This is a genomic window from Azovibrio sp., from assembly GCF_049658005.1.
Lineage (GTDB): Bacteria > Pseudomonadota > Gammaproteobacteria > Burkholderiales > Rhodocyclaceae > Azovibrio.
In genome coordinates this window covers 1-17,820 of the sequence record NZ_JBASOH010000008.1, presented here as the reverse complement: position 1 = coordinate 17,820, position 17,820 = coordinate 1, and the positions used below count along the sequence as shown (strand labels likewise).

Sequence of the window (17,820 nt, the reverse complement as noted above, 5' to 3'; positions counted from 1 at the left end):
CACCTGATCCGACTTTCATCATGAAAAAAAGCAAACAAGCCCCGTTGATCGAATTCAAGGGCAGCACCGCCCCCGTCATCGTCGTCACCTTGCGCAGCCTGGAGCCTGAAGCCCTGCACAGCGCCGCTCAAGAAATTTTTGGCGACAGCCACTTCTTCGACGGCGATGCCGGCCTGCTGGAACTCGCCCATGCCGGGGAACAGGAGCGCGCCGACTGGGACACCATCTGCCAGTGCTTTGCCCGGCATGGGCTAAAAGTGATCGGAGTACGGGGCGGCAACCCCGCCCTGCAGGCTTCGGCCCAGGCCGCTGGCCTGCCCGTTTTCCCGGTCGATGAACGCAGCCAGCGCCCGGCACCCCAGGCCGCTCCCTCCCAGGCCGCTCCCTCCCAGGCCGCTCCGGAACCGGACCCCACCCCACCGCAGCTCGCCGCTGAAGCGGCGCCCGCAGCCCCGGGCGCGCCAGACCCCGGCCCGCGCCGCACCCTGATCGTGGACCGTCCCCTGCGCTCGGGCCAGCAAGTCTATGCCCGGGGCTGCGACCTGGTGGTGCTAGCGGCCGTGAACCCCGGCGCCGAAGTCATCGCCGATGGCAACATCCACATTTACGCCCCCTTGCGCGGCCGGGCCCTGGCCGGTGCCACGGGCGACAGCAAGGCGCGCATTTTCACCACCCGCTTCGAGGCTGAACTGGTTTCCGTGGCGGGGGTGTATCGCACCTTCGAAACCGGCGTCCCCGACAATCTGGCGGCCCAGCCCGTACAGGTCAAACTGGGCGCCGATGCCAGCAGTCTGCTGCTGGAGCCCTTGAAACTCGATTGAGCGCCGCTTGCCGTGCGGCATGAAATTCCATCCGCAGGTAGAATCTGCCCTTTTATTTCGGAGAATATTCCGTGACCCGCATCATCGTTGTGACCTCCGGCAAGGGCGGCGTAGGCAAAACCACCACCAGCGCCAGTTTTTCCTCGGGCCTGGCCCTGCGCGGCTTCAAGACCGCGGTGATCGACTTCGACGTGGGCCTGCGGAACCTGGACCTGATCATGGGCTGCGAGCGCCGGGTCGTCTATGACTTGGTCAACGTCCTGAACGGCGAAGCCACCCTGACCCAGGCCCTGATCAAGGACAAGCACTGCGACAACCTGTTCGTGCTGCCCGCCTCCCAGACCCGGGACAAGGATGCCCTGACCGAAGAAGGGGTGGAAAAGGTGCTCAAGGAAATGGAGCACATGGGCTTCGATTACATCGTCTGCGACTCCCCCGCCGGCATCGAGCGGGGCGCGGTGATGGCCCTCACCTTCGCCGACGAAGCCATCGTCGTCTCCAACCCGGAAGTATCTTCCGTGCGCGACTCCGACCGCATCCTCGGCATCCTCCAGTCCAAGTCCAAGCGGGCCAGGGAAGGCGGCGAGCCGGTCAAGGAACACCTGCTGATCACCCGCTACTCCGCCAAGCGGGTGGACGAGGGCGAGATGCTCTCCTTCAAGGATGTCCAGGAAATCCTGCGGGTGCCCATCATCGGCGTCATTCCCGAATCGGAATCCGTGCTGCACGCCTCCAACCAGGGCACGCCCGCCATCCACCTGAAGGAATCCGACGTCGCCGAAGCCTACAAGGACGTGGTGGCCCGCTTCCTCGGCGAAGAAAAGCCCTTGCGCTTCGTGGATTATGAAAAGCCCGGTCTGCTCAAGCGTTTGTTCGGAGGCAAATAAGGCATGTCCCTTCTCTCCCTCCTCTTCGGCAACAAGCAGAAGACCGCTTCCATCGCCAAGGAACGGCTGCAACTGATCATTGCCCATGAACGCAACGATCTGAACAGCAAGCCCGACTTCCTGCCCGCCTTGCAGCAGGAACTGGTGGCGGTGATTTCCAAGTACGTCGCCGTGCATCAGGATGACATCAAGGTTTCCCTGGAAAAGCAGGGCAATTACGAAATACTGGAGGTCAATATCGTCCTGCCCGAACCCGGCACCGCCCGTTGAGCCGGTGATCCCTCGCTGAGCCGGCGATCCCTCATGCAAACGGCCCGGCTGCCCCGGGCCGTTTGCATTTCATTGAGTCCCCGTCACACCACCCGCAGGATTTCATCCTCGCTGATCCCGGAACGGAACATTTCCGTCGCCACCACCGACACCGCCAGAGGCGAAAGATGATAGACGGAAGCCATCATCCGGGCGCTGTCGATATGTCCCTGACGCACCGTACCCACCAAGGTACTGGCCAAACGCCGCAGCATTCTGACGTCGCTCTTGAAATGCAGGGGAGGAGAAGGGTTGTTCCAGACGAGTTGCAATTCCCGGGACATGATGTTCACCTTTTCATTTCAGTTCTTTTGCCCTTGCTCTATCGGCCCCAGGGCAAAAAACTTGAACTGCCCTGGACCTCCCGTTCACCTCGCAGGTTTTTCCTAAAGTCAGTTTTCAGGCAGAAAGCCGGTCCGCCCCCCAAATGCCCCCGGAAGCCCCTACAATGCCCGCTGAGTCAATCGGGGAACAAGATAGATGAACCGCCGCGAAGCTTTCAAGCAAATTGCCGCCAAAGCCGCCAAGGGAGAGCTTGCCTTTCCCACCAGCGCCGAGGTCGCCCTGAAAATTCAACGGGCGATGGATGATCCGGACTGCCCCCTGGATCGAGCCGCCAAGCTGGTGCAGACCGAGCCCTTGCTGGCCGCCCGGGTGGTCGCCATCGCCAACTCCGTCACCTACAACCGCTCCGGACGGAAAATCACCGACGTGCGCACAGCCGTCGCCCGCCTGGGCTTTCGCACCCTGCGCACCCTGGCCACCGCCCTGGTGACCCGGCAGATGGCCGGAACTCCCACCGACCCAGCCTTGAAGAAATACGCCGCCGACCTCTGGGAGCACACCGCCCATGTGGCCGCCCTCTCCAGCATCATCGCCCGCCGGGTCAGCCACCTGGACCCGGAAACCGCACTGTTCGCCGGCGTCGTCCATGAAGTGGGCGGCTTCTACCTGATCTCCCTGGCCAAGGACTACCCAGGCATCCTCGAAGGCGAACCGGCCGACTGGGTGGAAGAAGGCGAAAAGGAAATCAGCCAGGCCGTCCTCAAGGCCCTCGAGGTGCCCGAGCCCGTCATGGAAGCCGTGGATACCCTGCTGCTGGGCTTCATGGCCCTGCCCCCCGTCACCCTGGGCGACACCCTGCTGCTGGCCGATGACCTGGCCCCGGTGGAATCTCCCTTGCGCCACTCCCCCAGCCAGACCCGGGAAGACCCGCGGGGCCGCATTGACGCCGTCATCGGCGAAGACACCCTGGTCAGCATCCTGGAAGAATCCGCGGCCGAGGTGGAATCCTTGATCGCCGCCCTCAGGTTTTAGCCATCAGTCACGCCGAAACGCGAGGATGGCGGCGGGCAAGCCTACGTCGGACCGCCGGGCAACAGGGCCCAGGTCAAAACGAGGCGTTTCATGCCCATCATTCCCTGGGTAGATCAATGCCCTTCAGTTTGCGATACAGGTCCACGGCGTAGGAGTCGGTCATCCCCGTGACGAAATCGGCCACCCGCAACAGGCGCAGGTAAGGGTCCGGGTCCGGCTGCCCGCCGGGCCCCAGAAACTGGGCCGGCAACAGCTTGAGCAACATCTTCTCCCGGGTGGTCTTGCGCCGCATGCCGGCCCCGGCTTCCACCGCCGCGGCAAACAGGGATAACAGCCCCCCCAGCACTTCGAAACCCGCGGTTTCAATCTCCAGGGCCGGACGGGCCAGGTAAATATGTTCCAGAGCCACCCGCTTCACGGCCTGCAGGGGGGTTGCCACCGGAGAAGCTTCCAGCAGCTCGCGGTCAAATTCACCCGACAAGATCGCGGCTTCATGTTCCAGAAAAACCGCAGCGGCGCCTTCCAGCAAGCGGCCAATGGCCTTGGCACGCAGGTACTCGATGCGTTCCTTGGGTTCGGACATGCGCGCCAGCTTGCCATCATTGACATTGTTGCCCGCCAGGTCGGCCAACAGCAGTTCTGCATCTTCGTGGCGGACGAAGCCAAGACGGGAGGCATCTTCCAGATCCACGATCAGGTAGCAGGTGTCATCCGCCACCTCCACCAGAAAAGCCAGGGGATGGCGATACCAGGCCTGACCTGGAAGCCGCTCGACCAATCCGGTCGCCTGGGCCACCTGCTGGAAGGCGGGTGCGTCTTCCTGGAAATAGCCAAATTTCTTGCCGCTGTTACCCGGCAAGTCCTGGGCGCACCAGGAACCGCGGGGATACTTGGTAAACGTGGCGAGCACCGCACTAGTGAGTTGCAGGCCCGGATTGGCGGGACTTTGCAGGCGGGTGAGAATCCGGAAGCCCTGGGCATTGCCTTCGTAACGCTCGAAATCGGCCCGCTGGGCAGGGCTGAAATCATAGGCATCCAGCAGACCCGATCGCTTGAACCACTCGCGGATGGCGTCTTCACCGGCGTGTCCGAAGGGAGGATTGCCAATGTCGTGCGCCAGGCAGGCCGCCGCCACGATGGCCCCGAAATCGGCGGCATCGACCCGTTTCAGGCCATGCCGCTCGATGATTTCCCGGCCGATGACCGTGCCCAGCGAGCGGCCCACGCAACTGGCCTCCAGGCTGTGGGTCAGGCGAGTCCGCACATAGTCACTCCTGGACAGGGGAAATACCTGGGTCTTGTCCTTCAGGCGACGAAACGCCGAGGTGAATACGATCCGGTCATAGTCCTGCTGGAAAACCGTGCGTTCCCGCGCACTGGGCGCCGACCCCGCCCCCAGGCGTTCGGCCGAAAGCAGTTTTTCCCAACGCTGATACAGGTCCTTGTTCATGATTTGCCAGGGTGCCCGCAGGCAGGTGATGGCCGGGAGGCGGGCCGCATGCCAACTCCGGCGTTACAGAGGATTGGCACTCGGATCAATGTCCGGCGCCAAGGAAACTGAGTGCTCCTCAAGACGCAACAGTTCGGAGAGCAACAGCAATTCATCAACGACGGCCAGCGGAAAGCCCTGGCGCGAACCGCCACGATTGTCGCGCAGCAAGCTCTGGATGTAGTCGAAACACTGGCTCGTCCCCCACATCGACTGGATACGCTCGCAGATGTGGGGGATGGCCTCGATTGACTGGGGCCGCGCTGCCGCTACGGCGGTATCTGCTCCCTGAGGCACCAGTTCCAGGACAAAGTCTGCTGCGGCTGGATCATCGGCCTTTGGCATGTCGGACCAGTGCAGCAGTTCGACATTGAAGTTCTCGTTCAGACTTCGCGCCAGTCTTTCGAATTCATCCTTCATGTCCGCCAGACGATACACCTCCAGCAACTTGACCCAGGGTTGCAGGGCCTCTTTGGGATTCTGGTCGACATATTCCTGCAGGGCCTGGGCTGCCCCCTTGACCCGGCCGAAGGCGAGCATGACATCCGCCAGTTCCATGACCGGATTGTAGGTGAAGGCTTCACCGCCAGAGGCATCGAGACGGGACTCAGGCCCCTTGTTCTGGGTGACTGCGCCAGTCTCCTGGGGCAGATCATCGAACACACTGTGCATGGCTTGCGTTGCTGCAGAGGGCATTGCCGCCGCACGACGCGGGTTGAGCGGGACTTCAAACGCATCCAGAGGATCGATGACGGGATGGGTGGATTCGAGGCGCGAAAGAGAAAAGTGGAGATCATCCTGGCGTTCATCGTCGCGGGTTTTCTGGCGCCGTCGCCATGTACGCCAGGCCAGCGCACCGACCGCCAGCACACTGGCCGCACCTCCCAGCCACCAGCCCCAGTTGCCGCCATCCGCAGAGGTTACGCGAACCGGCCTGGCCTGCGGCAGGGCTGGCTTTGGCACGACTTCTGCTGCCGCCGGCACAGCCGCTCCCTGACTTGATGCGCCAGGAAGCTGCTGCTCACCCAGCACGGCTTCAAGGGCCTTGAGCCGGTCAGCGGCAGGGAGATGCGCGGTCTCGTCCCGTGTTTCCTGAAAGGCCAGCATCCGGTATTCGAGCCGCAGGATTTTGCGCTGCAGCAGCAGTTCTTCCGTTACGTTTTCAGTGGGGATCACGCCTAGTTCCGCAGCAAGACGCAGCGGCGCCTCATCCACCACGCCCCCATCACTCAACACCAGCCGATCCCCGAGTAACGGCTGCCCGAGCGGCAGGCCGGACGGTTCAGCGAGCGGGGGACGCGGCAGGTCAGGCGCTTCGCGCCGCGGCATTTCGGTGCGGGGACGCGGCAAGGGCGCCGGCGGCAGATCGGGAATGATCAGCATCTCGCCCTCCGGTAACGCCTGATGCTTTCCGCGGGAATGCTTCAATCCCAGATTCCGGTTATTGCGGATCAGGGCCTGGATGAAGCGCCGCTGATCGGCGCGGCTATCGGGGTATAACTCAGCCGCCACACTGGCCGGCGTTTCCCCGGCCCGGATGCGTCGCCCGTTCCCGGAGCCTGGTCGCTCGTTCCCGGAGCTTGCCACGGCTTCGCGCGGCGTCAGCTGTGGCCCCTGCAGCGGCGGCGATAGCATCAGGGTATATTCCCGCTGCAAATCGTGGCCGCAGGTCATTTCCAGCGCCACCACCAGGATCGGTTCGGTCACGGGGCGATCACTTTTGAGTGACAGCACCTTGTCATGCAAGGAAAAACTGCCCGCTGTCAACCAGGGGAGTTCGCCGCTACCCGGCTTGAGGAGCCGGAAACAATTCGCGGCAACGTGCTCACCTTTTTGCAGATGCAGGGTTATGTCTGCCTGCAGTCTTTCCCCCAGACGGGAATTCGTCTGGATTTCCCCAAATCCAAAGGCCAGGGCCTGGCCGGAACAGGCCCTCAGCACCGACAGGGATAACAAGGGAAACCTGGTTTTGAAACTCATGAAATTCAGTGGCGTGTAGAAAAGCAAAAGAACCCGGTATTTATTTGTCGCCCAAATCAATCGACCCGTCAAAGCTGGAGACCCATTCCGGGCGATAAACCAGCATCAGGGTTAGCACCATACCCGAAATCCAGGCCTCTGAAAAACCCAGGAGCAGGTAATAGGGCAGATATTCCTCCAGCAGATAGTCCCAGCTGTAGATGGCGTTGACGCCATAGAGCAGGCTGAAAGTCAGACCGATGCCCATCACCACCAGCGCCGCACCGAAAAACCCCTTGAGAAAGACAAAAACGAAAAAATGCCGGGGAACGCAATAATCGACCCCGCGCCGGATCAGAAAACTGAAACCCGACCCCAGGCCGGCCATGATCAGGCCATTCAGGGCAAAAGCGATGCAATCCATGCTTCCGTTCAGGGTAATGCCCAGCAGCACAAGATTGAGGCCGATGAAGGCCAGGGGCAGATCGAAGAGCAGGTAAAACAGCATGATGCCGGTCAAATGCAGATCCAGACCGGGCTTGATGCCCGCCTTCATGCTCCAGATCAGGATCAGGACCACGATCATGCCCAGCCAGACATTCAGGAAATTACCGTTCTTGAAGCGCCTCCAGGGCGCCAGGCGCAAGGCAAGCCCCATCAGCGGCAGCCAGAGCCCCCAGGCCAGCCAGTACCAGAAATCCCCCAGCAATTGCCCGGGCAGGTTCACGCTGACTTACTCCCAGCAAATCCGGTGGCTGCCATTTACCCTGCCCTGCTGCTGCCAGGCGAGCAACTGCTCGGCCAGGCCATCCACGGCCGCCGCCAGGGCATGCACCCCTCCTGCGGCATCCAGCGTGGGCGCAGGCACCTGCCGGGTCAGCACCCGCTCGTCAACCACCCCTCCTCCCCGCTGGCTCAATACAGCCCGCATGACCACCACCCCGGAACTGGAGTGTGGCGTCTCGAACACCTGCTCGAAACGCTGCAACTCCAGACGGGTGATGCACCGGCTGACGGGCCCGGCCTCCGGCCAGAACAAACGGCTTTCCAGGCGCCGCTGCAATAATTCGCTCAGGCCACTGCTCCAGCGCGATTGGCCATATTCCATGACCCTGGCTGCATCGGCATACAGGAGGCGATAACGCATGGCCCGATCCTCGAACTGTCCGGTAGCGGTCACGAAAAAGCTCCAGGGCCTCGCTTCTGCCGGCATGGCGGCGGCAGGCGGCCCCAGATCAAACTGGGCGGCAGGTCCGCTGCCATTACGATAGGCCCCGGGCGTGCCGCAGGCCGCCAGACCAAGACAAAGCATGAAACAGGACACGAGACGCACGGCTATCACCTCAGGGACGCGGATTGGCAGGAGGAACGAAACCGGACTCTCCAGGCCCCGGTGTGCCAGGAGGCGAGCCGAACACCAGGCTTTGCGGCGCCTCTTCCAGGAGTTGCAGGACACGATTCAATTGTCGCGAGGTGGCCGTCAGCGCCACGGTCATTTCGTTGATCCTGGGGAGCAGATTATGGCCGCTGCGGGATACAGATGGCTCACCCAGGACGCCTTCGATCCGGGTGGACACCCCCTGGAGCCGTTCCACCAGTTTCCGGGTTTCACTCATCAGGGGGGCGGATTCGCGGGCGGCCGCCGAAATACTGGCCACATTTTCATCGGAGATGAGTTTCTGCATTTGCCCCAGGGTAGCATTCATCTGAGCGCTGGCCGATTCGAGATTGGCCAGGATTTTGCCAAAATTCTGCTGGTTCTGGCTGCCAAGCAGCTGGTTGGCATTCTGGAGGAATCCACGGGCCTGTTGCAGGACCGCCGGCAAAGCATCCTCCAGATGATCCATGAGCGAAGGTCTCATTTCAATCCGGGGAAGTTTTCCTTCCAGGGCTTCATGCTCAGTGCCGGAATCCTCCAGCAGCACATGGGCAATGCCCGTCACCCCTTGATAGGAAAGCTGGGCCGTGGTGCCCCGGGTCAGGGGAAGCCGTTGTTCCACTTCAATCAGGATCAGGATATTGCTCACATCGGCGGGATCAAGACGAATATCCAGGACCTTGCCCACCCGGATCCCCCGATAGCGCACCTGAGCCTGGGGATTGAGGCCCGTCACATTCTGCTTGGTCACCACCAGGATCTGCCGGGTGTCTTCCCGGCGGTCGCTGAAAAGGTAGAGGGAGAGCAGGAGGGCCACCCCGAGCGTCAGGGTGAACAAGCCGGCTATCAAGGCATGCGAACGATTTTCCATGAAAGGTTGGCTCTCTTTGTCGGATCAGGAACGATGATCGCCAAAAAACTGGCGGATGACGGGGTGGTCCACCTGCACCACCTCGTCCAGGGGGCCCTGAACCAGGATACGCTGCTCAGCCAGCACCGCCACATGGCTATTCAGGCCGTAGATGGTGTCAATATCGTGCGTCACCAGCACCACGGTAAAGCCCAGGGACTTCTGCAGGTTGCGGATCAGGGCCACGAAATTCTGGCTACGCACCGGGTCAAGGCCTGCGGTCGGTTCATCGAGCAAGAGCAGTTCGGGCTCCAGGGACAGGGCCCGGGCCAGGGCGACCCGCTTCACCATGCCGCCGGACAGCTCGGCCGGCATCAGGCCGGCATCCTCGGGTTCCAGTTCCACCATGGCCAGCTTGAGCAGCACCAGTTCGTAAATCCAGTCCTCATCGAGAAAACGCAGTTCCCGCAGGGGAAAGGCAATGTTGTCATAAACCGAGAGGGCGGAAAACAGGGCACCCTGCTGAAATAGCATGCCCAGGCGCCGGCGTACATCCCTTTGCTGGATGGGGTCGGGGTCATGAAGGTCGGTCCCGAACAGACGCACCTGCCCCCGGACCGGTTTCAGCAGGCCGAGTATCTCCCGCAGCAAGGTGGTCTTGCCGCTGCCCGACCCCCCCACCAGGGCAATCACCTGCCCCGCCTCGACCCGGAACGACAAATCCTTGTGGATCACCACGTCCCGGTACTGGCTCCAGATGCCCTGCATGTCGATGACCGGTGTCCCCATGCTTCAGCTCGGCATCCCGATGTTGCGGGTGAAGATGGCAAAAATGGCATCCACGATGATCACCAGGGTAATCGCCGTCACCACCGAAGCCGTCGTGCGCATGGACAAGCTCTCGGTATTGGGGCGCACATGCAGGCCAAAGTGGCAGGCCAGCAGTGCAATCAGGAAACCAAACACCGATCCTTTGGCCAAGCCGATCCAGAGATTGGCGATGGGCACCGCCTTGGGCAGCATGGAGAAAAAATAGTAGAAGGAAAAATCCAGTTGCAGATAGGCCGCCACGGCCCCGCCCAGCAAGGCCGAGGCCGAGGACCAGAGGACCAGCAGGGGCATGGATACGGTCAAGGCAGCCACCTTGGGCAGCACCACCCGGATGGTGCGCGACACCCCCAGGGTCATCAGCGCGTCGATTTCCTCCGTCACCCGCATCACCCCGATCTGGGCGGTCATGGCTGACCCCGAGCGTCCGGCCACCAGTACCGCCACCAGCACCGGTCCCAGTTCCCGGATGATGCTGATCCCCAAAATATTCACGATGAACAGGTCGGCCCCGTAGGCCTTCAGTTGCAGGGCCGAGAGATAGCTGATGGTGATGCCGATGAGAAAGCCCACCAGGGCCGACACGGACAAGGCCTGGGCCCCGGATTTGTAGATGTTGGCGGAAAATTCCTTCCAGGGAATGTCCCGGGGATGGCGGCACAGGAAGAGCAGATCCAGCACCAGGCGGCCATACAGTTCGATGACCCCCACGAGATTGTGCAGCACGGCCAGTACCAGTCGCCCCAATCCCAGCAGGAAAGACTGATGATAGCTGGGCAGCGTCACCTTCTTCCGGGGCAGGCTTGCCACCCGCTCCAGGGTGGAACGCACCGTATCGCCAACTTCCAGATGCGCCGGCCAGTGCTGCCCCCAGACACGCCAGATCAGTACCGCCGCGGCACTATCGAGACGGCTCACGGCGCCCAGATTCCAGTTTTCCTGCTGCTCCAGGCTTTCCAGGCGCCCCCGCAGCCCGGCTTCCGCCCCCATCAGGGACCTCAGGGTCCACTCCCCTGCCAGGCTGACGCCATTGGCGTCCTGAACCAGGATCGGGGCGTTCATGTCCTCAATGCCCCCGTGCCGCGCCGAGGGTCTTGATCTTCAGCTGCATCCCGACCCGGCGCCAGACCATGATTTCCTCATTGAGGGCCGCCGCCGTCCAGGGATTGTCTTCCAGCCAGCGGGCCGGCAATTCCAGCAGAAAACCATCCGCCGCATCATTCACGGCATAGGCCGGCAGTTCCCGGTCATCCCGGGTCCGGTGCAGCAGCACGGCCAGACGCAAGCTGAAGATCAGGCGCCAGCCCGGGTCGCCCGGGGGCAGGGCCGCCAGTTTTTCCAGCTTGCCCCGATGTCCGAGCACCAGGGTGGCCAGGCGCGCCTGATCCTTGTTGGAAAAGCCGGGCATGTCGGCAAAGGTGAGAATGTAGGCCCCGTGCTTGTGGTAGCCGTTGTGGGCCACGGAAATGCCGATCTCATGGAGTACGGCCGCCCAGCTCAGGAACTGCTGTTCCTGCTCGTCATTCTCAGGCCCCGCCAGTTGTTCGAGAATCGCCAGGGCCGTCTTGCGGACCCGTTCTGCCTGGCCCTTTTCCACCTGATAGCGGCGCATGAACTGTTCGACCGTGGTATCCCGCATGTCGTGCTGATGGAAGCGGCCCAGGAGGTCGTACAGGACCCCCAGGCGCAGGGCGCCATCGGCGTAATTCATGCGCTCGATGCCGAGTTCCTCGAACACGGCGCAGAGAATCGCCAGCCCGCCGGGCAACACCGGCAGCCGGTCCGGCCGCATCCCCGGCGCATTGAAGGCATGGATGGAGCCTGCCTTGACCAGCAGGGTGACCAGTTTTTCCAGCCCTTCCCGGGTAATGCCGGTGACACCGCCGGGATTCAGATCATTGAGTTCCAGCAGGTCGGCAATGGCCCTGGCCGTGCCGGAAGACCCCACTGCTTCCTTCCAGCCCAGCTGCAGGTAGTCGTGGGCGATCAGTTCGATTTCCTTGGCGGCCGCCACCTGGGCTTCCCGCATGCGGCGCTTGTCCACCCGGCCATCGGAAAAGTAGCGCAAGGTATAGCTGACACAGCCCATGTAGAGGGACTCGGTCAGCATCGGGTCGGACTTCCTGCCGATGATGAATTCCGTGGAACCGCCGCCGATATCCACCACCAGGCGCTTGTGAGGCGCCAGGGGCAGGGAGTGAACGGCGCCGATATAGATCAGGCGCGCCTCTTCCCGGCCGGCGATCACTTCGATGGGAAAACCCAGGGCGGCCTCCCCCAGGACCAGGAACTCCCGCGCATTCTTGGCTACGCGCAGGGTATTGGTGGCCACGGCCCGTACAGCCCCCTCCCCGAGACCCCGCAGCCGCTCACCGAAACGGCGCAGGGCTTCCAGGCCACGGGTCTGGGAAGGCTCGTCCAGCATCTTTTCAGGAGTCAGGCCGCTGGCCAGACGCACGGTTTCCTTGACGGAATCCAGGGGATAAATCTGATTCTCCACCACCCGCCCCACCTGGAGGCGAAAGCTGTTGGAGCCAAGATCCACTGCGGCAATGGTTTCGTATTCCATCAAATTCCGGCTTGAATTGGGAAGAGCGATTCTACCACTGCCATTTCCTGGGCTTTCTTTCTCTTCCCCGGTAATATTCCCTTAATGTAACTGTAAAAAAATGACAGGCTTAGACGCAACTCCTTACCTGAAGTCTCCAGAGGACCCCCCAACATGAACCGCCCCGCCCACCAACGCCAGTTTCCTGCCGATCACTATCTGAACCGGGAATTGGGCCTTCTGGCCTTCAACCGCCGGGTCATGGCCCAGGCCCGGGACGAACGCACCCCGCTGCTGGAGCGGCTACGCTTTCTTTGCATCGTATCCAGCAATATGGACGAATTTTTCGAGATCCGCGTCGCCGGCCTCAAGGAGCAGATCCGGGCCAATGCCTCCACCCTCACCACCGACGGCAAGACCGCGCATGAGGTATTCCGGCTGGTGAGCGCCGAGGCGCACGCCCTGGTTGGCGAGCAGTACCAGATCTTCAATCAGGAAGTCACCCCCCAGCTCGCCGCCGAAGGTGTGCATTTCATCCGCCGCGCCGTCTGGAACGAGGAACAGCGGGCCTGGATCAGGGACTATTTCATCCGCGAGGTGATCCCGGTCCTCACTCCCATCGGGCTCGACCCCTCCCACCCTTTCCCCAGGGTGCTCAACAAGAGCCTCAACTTCGCCGTGGAACTGCAGGGGAAGGACGCCTTCGGCCGCAGTTCCGGCGCCGCCATCGTCCAGGCCCCCCGGATGCTGCCCCGGGTGGTGCAGCTGCCGCCGGAACTGGCGGGCTGCCCCTACGGCTTCGTGTTCCTGTCCTCGATCCTGCACGAGTTCGTCGGCGAGCTGTTCTCGGGCATGACGGTGCTAGGCTGCTACCAGTTCCGGGTCACCCGCAATTCGGATCTGTTCGTGGATGAGGAAGAAATCACCAACCTGCGCACCAAGCTCCAGGGCGAACTGCCACACCGCCACTTTGGCGACGCGGTGCGCCTCGAAGTGGCGGACAACTGCTCGCCGGTGATGACCGCCTTCCTGCTTTCCCAGTTCAACCTCACCGAAGCCGACCTGTACCGGGTCCAGGGCCCGGTCAACCTGGTGCGCCTGATGCAGACGCCGGACTGGGTGGACCGCCCCGACCTGAAGTATCCCCCCTACTCGCCCGGCCTGCCCAAGGGGCTGGACAAGAACCCCAACATCTTCGCCACCATCCGCCAGGGGGACATCCTGCTGCACCACCCCTACCAGTCCTTCTCCCCGGTCATCGACCTCTTGCAGCAGGCCGCCACCGATCCCCAGGTGGCGGCCATCAAGATGACGGTGTACCGCACCGGCACCGACTCGGTGCTGATGCAGTCGCTGATCCGCGCCGCCCAGAACGGCAAGGAAGTGACCGTGGTGGTGGAGCTGATGGCCCGTTTCGACGAGGAGGCCAACATCGGCTGGGCCACCAAGCTCGAAGAAGTGGGGGCCCACGTGGTCTATGGCGTGGTGGGCTACAAGGTGCACGCCAAGGCGCTTTTGATCGTGCGCCGGGAAGAAGGCCAGCTGCGCCGCTATGTGCATCTGGGCACCGGCAATTACCACCCGCGCACCGCCCGCCTGTACTCGGACTTCGGCCTCCTCACCGCCAATGAAGAAGTCTGCCAGGACGTCTCCGAAGTGTTCAAACAGCTCACCGGCCTGGGCAAGGCCCGCACCCTGAAGCACCTGTGGCAGGCCCCCTTCACCCTGCAGTCCAACATCGTCACCTGCATCCAGGCCGAGGCGGAAAACGCCCGGGCCGGCAAGAAGGCCACGATCGTGGCGAAGATGAATGCCCTGCTCGAACCGGAAACCATCAACGCTCTCTATGAGGCTTCCCAGGCCGGGGTCCAGATCGACCTGATCGTACGCGGCGTCTGCGCCCTGCGCCCGGGCGTGCCCGGCCTCTCCGACAACATCCGGGTGCGCTCCATCATCGGCCGCTTCCTGGAACACCACCGGGTGTTCTACTTCTTTGCCGATGGTGAAGAAAAACTCTACCTCTCCAGCGCCGACTGGATGGATCGCAACTTCTTCCGGCGCATCGAACTGGCTTTCCCCATCCTCGACCTGCGGCTGAAAAAACGGGTCATGCTCGAAGGGCTGCGCCACTACCTGGCCGACAACCAGCTGGCCTGGGAAATGTCCAGCGACGGCAGTTACAGCCGCAAGCGCAACAGCCGCTCCAAACCCAGAAACGCCCAGGCAGAACTGATGGCCTCCCTGGGACACTGATTCGGCACTGAATCGCACCTGGCCCCCCGCCGGAGCGAGTCCCCGAAGCCCCAGTCAGCGGACGGGGGCTTTGGCGCTTTTGCAGAAGGCCTCAACCCCGGCGGGCGGCCACCACCCCTTCCACTTCGTGGATCAGGCCCAGAATGCGCTTGAGTTGCTGCAGGTTATGCACTTCCACAGTGAAGCCCATGCGGGCCTTGCCCTGTCTGGACTGGGTATTGACCCCGATCACATTGATCTTTTCCTTGGCGAAGATTTCGGAAATATCCCGCAGCAGGCCCTGACGGTCGTGGGCGTCCACCACGATATCGGAGGCAAAAATCCCCTTGGCCTCGGCCCCACCCCAGTCGGTTTCAATCACCCGCTCCGGGTGCAGGGCCGCCAGGTGCTGAAAGTTGGGGCAATCCACCCGATGGATGGAAATTCCCTTGCCCCGGGTCACAAAGCCTTCGATGGGGTCCGGGGGGGTCGGCTTGCAGCAGCGGGCGAGCTGGGTGAGCAGTTTGTCCACCCCGACGATGAGGATGCCCTGAGGCTCCTCCGCCGGTCGGCGCAGGGCAATGGGCGACTGATCGCCGTCATCCGTCCCGGCCTGGCTGGCCGCATCCCCCCGGGCCACGGACTGCAACTGGCGCAGGTTGAGCTCGTTGCGGGCTGCGGCAATGAACAGTTCATCGGCCTTGGTAAAGCCCAGACGATGAGCCAGGTCCTCGAGATTCACCCCGCCCTGCCCCAGGCGCTGCACCTCCTTGGCGACGATGGCGCGGCCATCGGCCAGGGTTTCTTCCAGGGCCAGGCTGGCAAACCACTGCCGCACCTTGGTCCGGGCCCCCTTGGTATGGATGTAGCCTTGGGCCGGGTTGAGCCAGTCCCGGGAAGGACCGCCCTGTTTGGCCGTGATGATTTCCACCCGCTGACCGGTCTTCAGCGCCGTGTTCAGCGGCGCCAGCAAGCCGTCGACCTTGGCGCCCCGGCAGCGATGGCCCAGGTCCGTATGCACCCGGTAGGCAAAATCCAGCGCCGTGGCGCCCCGAGGCAGATCCACCACCTTGCCCTGGGGGGTCATGATGTAAATGGTTTCATCCAGGGCGGCCTGCTTGTAATACCGTACCCAGTCGGAGCTGTCGGCCACCTCGTCCTTCCAGGTCAGGATCTGGCGCAACCAGGCGATCTTCTCGTCGTAGCGGTCCTCGCCGCCACTCTTGCTGCCTTCCTTGTAGCGCCAGTGGGCTGCCACCCCCAGTTCCGCATGGTGGTGCATGTCCCAGGTGCGGATCTGCACCTCCAGGGATCGCCCATCCGGACAACGCACCGCCGTGTGCAAGGAGCGGTAGTAGTTGCCCTTGGGATTGGAGATGTAGTCGTCGAATTCCTTGGGGATGGGCGTCCAGATGTTGTGCACGATGCCCAGGGTGGTGTAGCAATCCTTCACCCCATCGACGATGACCCGCAGGGCGCGGATATCGTACACCTCGGAAAATTCCACCCCCTTTTTGCGCATCTTGTTCCAGATGCTGTAGATGTGCTTGGGGCGGCCATAGACCTCGGCGGCAATGCCCAGGCCGGCCAGCTCGCTCTTGACCCGCTCGATGGCATCGGCGATGAACTGTTCCCGCTCGAGGCGCTTCTCATCGAGCATCCTGGCAATTTTCTTGTAGGTCTCCGGGTGCAGGAAGCGGAAAGAAAGGTCCTCCAGCTCCCACTTCAGCTCCCAGACCCCCAGCCGGTTGGCCAAGGGGGAATACAGCTCCAGGGTTTCCCTGGCCACCTGGACCCGCAGCTCATCGGGATTGGCCGCGTAATAACGCAGGGTCTGGGTGCGGGAAGCGAGGCGCAGCAAAACGACGCGGATATCCTCCACCATCGCCAGCAGCATCTTGCGCAGCACTTCCACCTGGGCGCGGGTTTCCTGGGAATTGCTGTTGCCGGCTTCACTGCTGCCCGCCATGAAGCCCCGGGTGATCGGACGCAAGCGGTTGAGGCGGGAAATCCCCTGGACCAGCGAGGCCACATCTTGGCCAAAACGGTTGCTGATGTGCTGGCTGCCATGCGCATCGTAGGCGGGTACGGCAAACAGCAGGGCGGCCAGGCGGGAATCCGCATCGAGACGCAGACCGGCCACGATCAGGGCCATGCCAAGGGCATGGGACCAGATGCCTTCGCCGCTGCCCAGGGATGCATCCCCATACACTTCCCGGGCAAAATCCAGGGCAGCCGCAAGCCGTCCGGCCTCTTCGGCCGTCAGTCCATCGGACAAGGTTTGCAGGGAGTGCTGATAATCGCTCTGAGCGGCGACGGAGTGAACGACGGAAACCATGGCGCGATTATAAGCGCGGCAGCTTGCTCCAGGCTGACAGCCTCAGACCGGAGGTTGGCTATCCCCGACCCAGAAACGGTCTACATCCTCGATGCCCCATTTGCCCGGATGCGCAGCAGATCCTGGGGATCAGTGATGACGAAACGGTTGCGCCAGAAGGGATGATCCATCCAGGAACCGCAGAATTGCTCCAGGTGCATGCCAACCCGGAGGTGCTCGACATTGATCTTTTTCAGCATATGAAAATTTGGGCTATTCGTAACAGCGTGTTGAAGCAGGATCAAAGCTCCCCCGCCTCGTAGAGGGCGTAGAAGGCTTCCTTGAGCCGGTACGCCTCTCCCAGAGGCTGGATAGTGCTTCGTCCAGCCATCGAGGTTCAGGCGTTCCTCGTCGCTCAGGTCGCGCTCGCGCTTCAAGAGGACGAAGCGGTCGTGCATCAGGCCGCGCTTTTGTTTCAGCGTCAGTTCGGCCCGCAGTCCTTTGCGGGCCTTCTCCATCGCGTCGTTCGCCATTCTGACGACGTGGAACTTGTCGATGACGATGGTGGCGTCCGGCAGCACCGCGCTCACCGCATCGCGGTAGGGCGTCCACATGGCCATTGCCACGTACGGCACCTTGTCCCGGTTCGGCATCTTGAACAGGTACTTCGCCACCGTGTCCCACCGTGTCCCACCGTGTCCTTGTTCCGGTCGGGGAGCATGTCCACGATCATCCGGTTCCCGGCCAGCAGCGGCAGTGCCTGCGAGAAGGTCTTGCCGCAGGCCTGGCAGCGCAGCCGCTTGGTGTCGATGCCGATGCCCACGCGCTTGCCGTGCAGGGGCAGGTCCTTGAATACCTGCTCGCGGGTGCCCCACGAGGTCAGGC

17 protein-coding genes are annotated in these 17,820 nt (G+C 62.5%); 6 read left to right on the top strand and 11 right to left on the bottom strand.

The features are described from left to right. Positions 1-20 precede the first annotated feature (20 nt). The 3 genes from minC (at position 21) to minE (ending at position 1,978) form a co-directional block, all read left to right on the top strand. On the top strand, positions 21-821 hold the full coding sequence (gene minC / locus WBH99_RS00710) for a septum site-determining protein MinC (RefSeq protein WP_424218181.1): 801 nt from the start codon (positions 21-23) through the stop codon (positions 819-821). Positions 822-892: 71 nt separating this feature from the next. Beyond that, positions 893-1,708, top strand: a complete 816-nt coding sequence (gene minD, locus WBH99_RS00705) for a septum site-determining protein MinD (RefSeq protein ID WP_424218180.1) — start codon at positions 893-895, stop codon at positions 1,706-1,708. A gap of 3 nt (positions 1,709-1,711) precedes the next feature. Next, positions 1,712-1,978 carry a cell division topological specificity factor MinE gene (minE, locus tag WBH99_RS00700; protein ID WP_424218179.1) on the top strand — a complete coding sequence of 89 codons (267 nt, stop codon included), beginning with the start codon at positions 1,712-1,714 and terminating at the stop codon, positions 1,976-1,978. Between the two features lie 83 nt (positions 1,979-2,061). On the opposite strand, the gene WBH99_RS00695 is transcribed toward minE, so the two are convergent. Then, positions 2,062-2,310, bottom strand: coding sequence for a hypothetical protein (locus WBH99_RS00695; protein ID WP_424218178.1), 249 nt, complete (start codon positions 2,308-2,310; stop codon positions 2,062-2,064). Positions 2,311-2,497: 187 nt separating this feature from the next. Between WBH99_RS00695 and WBH99_RS00690 the strand changes: the two genes are divergently transcribed. Then, a complete protein-coding gene (locus WBH99_RS00690; RefSeq protein WP_424218177.1) occupies positions 2,498-3,334 on the top strand; it encodes an HDOD domain-containing protein in 837 nt (278 codons plus the stop codon). Positions 3,335-3,431: 97 nt separating this feature from the next. On the opposite strand, the gene WBH99_RS00685 is transcribed toward WBH99_RS00690, so the two are convergent. The 8 genes from WBH99_RS00685 to WBH99_RS00650 all read right to left on the bottom strand — a co-directional run bounded on the left by WBH99_RS00685 (position 3,432) and on the right by WBH99_RS00650 (position 12,407). Then, positions 3,432-4,784: a deoxyguanosinetriphosphate triphosphohydrolase gene (locus WBH99_RS00685; RefSeq protein WP_424218176.1), complete on the bottom strand. Its 1,353-nt coding sequence runs from the start codon at positions 4,782-4,784 to the stop codon at positions 3,432-3,434. Between the two features lie 63 nt (positions 4,785-4,847). Then, positions 4,848-6,803: a type IV pilus assembly protein FimV gene (locus WBH99_RS00680; RefSeq protein ID WP_424218175.1), complete on the bottom strand. Its 1,956-nt coding sequence runs from the start codon at positions 6,801-6,803 to the stop codon at positions 4,848-4,850. 40 nt (positions 6,804-6,843) lie between these two features. Then, positions 6,844-7,509 (bottom strand): energy-coupling factor ABC transporter permease, encoded by a 666-nt coding sequence (locus WBH99_RS00675; RefSeq protein WP_424218174.1) that lies wholly within the window; start codon positions 7,507-7,509, stop codon positions 6,844-6,846. 6 nt (positions 7,510-7,515) lie between these two features. Then, on the bottom strand, positions 7,516-8,115 hold the full coding sequence (locus tag WBH99_RS00670; RefSeq protein ID WP_424218173.1) for an ABC-type transport auxiliary lipoprotein family protein: 600 nt from the start codon (positions 8,113-8,115) through the stop codon (positions 7,516-7,518). Between the two features lie 10 nt (positions 8,116-8,125). Further along, complete coding sequence (locus WBH99_RS00665) at positions 8,126-9,031, bottom strand: MlaD family protein (RefSeq protein ID WP_424218172.1); 906 nt, start codon at positions 9,029-9,031, stop codon at positions 8,126-8,128. Positions 9,032-9,055: 24 nt separating this feature from the next. Then, positions 9,056-9,799: an ABC transporter ATP-binding protein gene (locus WBH99_RS00660; RefSeq protein ID WP_424218171.1), complete on the bottom strand. Its 744-nt coding sequence runs from the start codon at positions 9,797-9,799 to the stop codon at positions 9,056-9,058. A 3-nt stretch (positions 9,800-9,802) separates the two neighbouring features. Further along, positions 9,803-10,900: an MlaE family ABC transporter permease gene (locus WBH99_RS00655; RefSeq protein WP_424218169.1), complete on the bottom strand. Its 1,098-nt coding sequence runs from the start codon at positions 10,898-10,900 to the stop codon at positions 9,803-9,805. A 4-nt stretch (positions 10,901-10,904) separates the two neighbouring features. Next, positions 10,905-12,407, bottom strand: a complete 1,503-nt coding sequence (locus WBH99_RS00650) for an exopolyphosphatase (RefSeq protein WP_424218168.1) — start codon at positions 12,405-12,407, stop codon at positions 10,905-10,907. Between the two features lie 153 nt (positions 12,408-12,560). On the opposite strand from WBH99_RS00650, the gene ppk1 reads away from it, so the two are divergent. Next, the gene (ppk1, locus tag WBH99_RS00645; RefSeq protein WP_424218167.1) at positions 12,561-14,639 is read left to right on the top strand and encodes a polyphosphate kinase 1; all 2,079 of its coding nucleotides are present in this window, start codon (positions 12,561-12,563) and stop codon (positions 14,637-14,639) included. A gap of 91 nt (positions 14,640-14,730) precedes the next feature. On the opposite strand, the gene WBH99_RS00640 is transcribed toward ppk1, so the two are convergent. Both WBH99_RS00640 and WBH99_RS00635 read right to left on the bottom strand, forming a co-directional pair. Then, complete coding sequence (locus WBH99_RS00640; RefSeq protein WP_424218166.1) at positions 14,731-16,956, bottom strand: RelA/SpoT family protein; 2,226 nt, start codon at positions 16,954-16,956, stop codon at positions 14,731-14,733. A gap of 80 nt (positions 16,957-17,036) precedes the next feature. Next, complete coding sequence (locus tag WBH99_RS00635) at positions 17,037-17,609, bottom strand: transposase (RefSeq protein WP_424218165.1); 573 nt, start codon at positions 17,607-17,609, stop codon at positions 17,037-17,039. Positions 17,610-17,620: 11 nt separating this feature from the next. On the opposite strand from WBH99_RS00635, the gene WBH99_RS00630 reads away from it, so the two are divergent. Then, positions 17,621-17,820, top strand: a 200-nt coding sequence (locus WBH99_RS00630) for a hypothetical protein (RefSeq protein WP_424218164.1), incomplete at its 3' end; no start/stop codon positions are given.

Coding starts and splice junctions, on each gene's coding strand:
- minC (WP_424218181.1), top strand. CDS start 21: ATGAAAAAAAGCAAACAAGCCCCGTTGATCGAATTCAAGGGCAGCACC.
- minE (WP_424218179.1), top strand. CDS start 1,712: ATGTCCCTTCTCTCCCTCCTCTTCGGCAACAAGCAGAAGACCGCTTCC.
- WBH99_RS00690 (WP_424218177.1), top strand. CDS start 2,498: ATGAACCGCCGCGAAGCTTTCAAGCAAATTGCCGCCAAAGCCGCCAAG.
- WBH99_RS00685 (WP_424218176.1), bottom strand. CDS start 4,784: ATGAACAAGGACCTGTATCAGCGTTGGGAAAAACTGCTTTCGGCCGAA.
- WBH99_RS00680 (WP_424218175.1), bottom strand. CDS start 6,803: ATGAGTTTCAAAACCAGGTTTCCCTTGTTATCCCTGTCGGTGCTGAGG.
- WBH99_RS00665 (WP_424218172.1), bottom strand. CDS start 9,031: ATGGAAAATCGTTCGCATGCCTTGATAGCCGGCTTGTTCACCCTGACG.
- WBH99_RS00660 (WP_424218171.1), bottom strand. CDS start 9,799: ATGGGGACACCGGTCATCGACATGCAGGGCATCTGGAGCCAGTACCGG.
- WBH99_RS00655 (WP_424218169.1), bottom strand. CDS start 10,900: ATGAACGCCCCGATCCTGGTTCAGGACGCCAATGGCGTCAGCCTGGCA.
- WBH99_RS00650 (WP_424218168.1), bottom strand. CDS start 12,407: ATGGAATACGAAACCATTGCCGCAGTGGATCTTGGCTCCAACAGCTTT.
- ppk1 (WP_424218167.1), top strand. CDS start 12,561: ATGAACCGCCCCGCCCACCAACGCCAGTTTCCTGCCGATCACTATCTG.
- WBH99_RS00640 (WP_424218166.1), bottom strand. CDS start 16,956: ATGGTTTCCGTCGTTCACTCCGTCGCCGCTCAGAGCGATTATCAGCAC.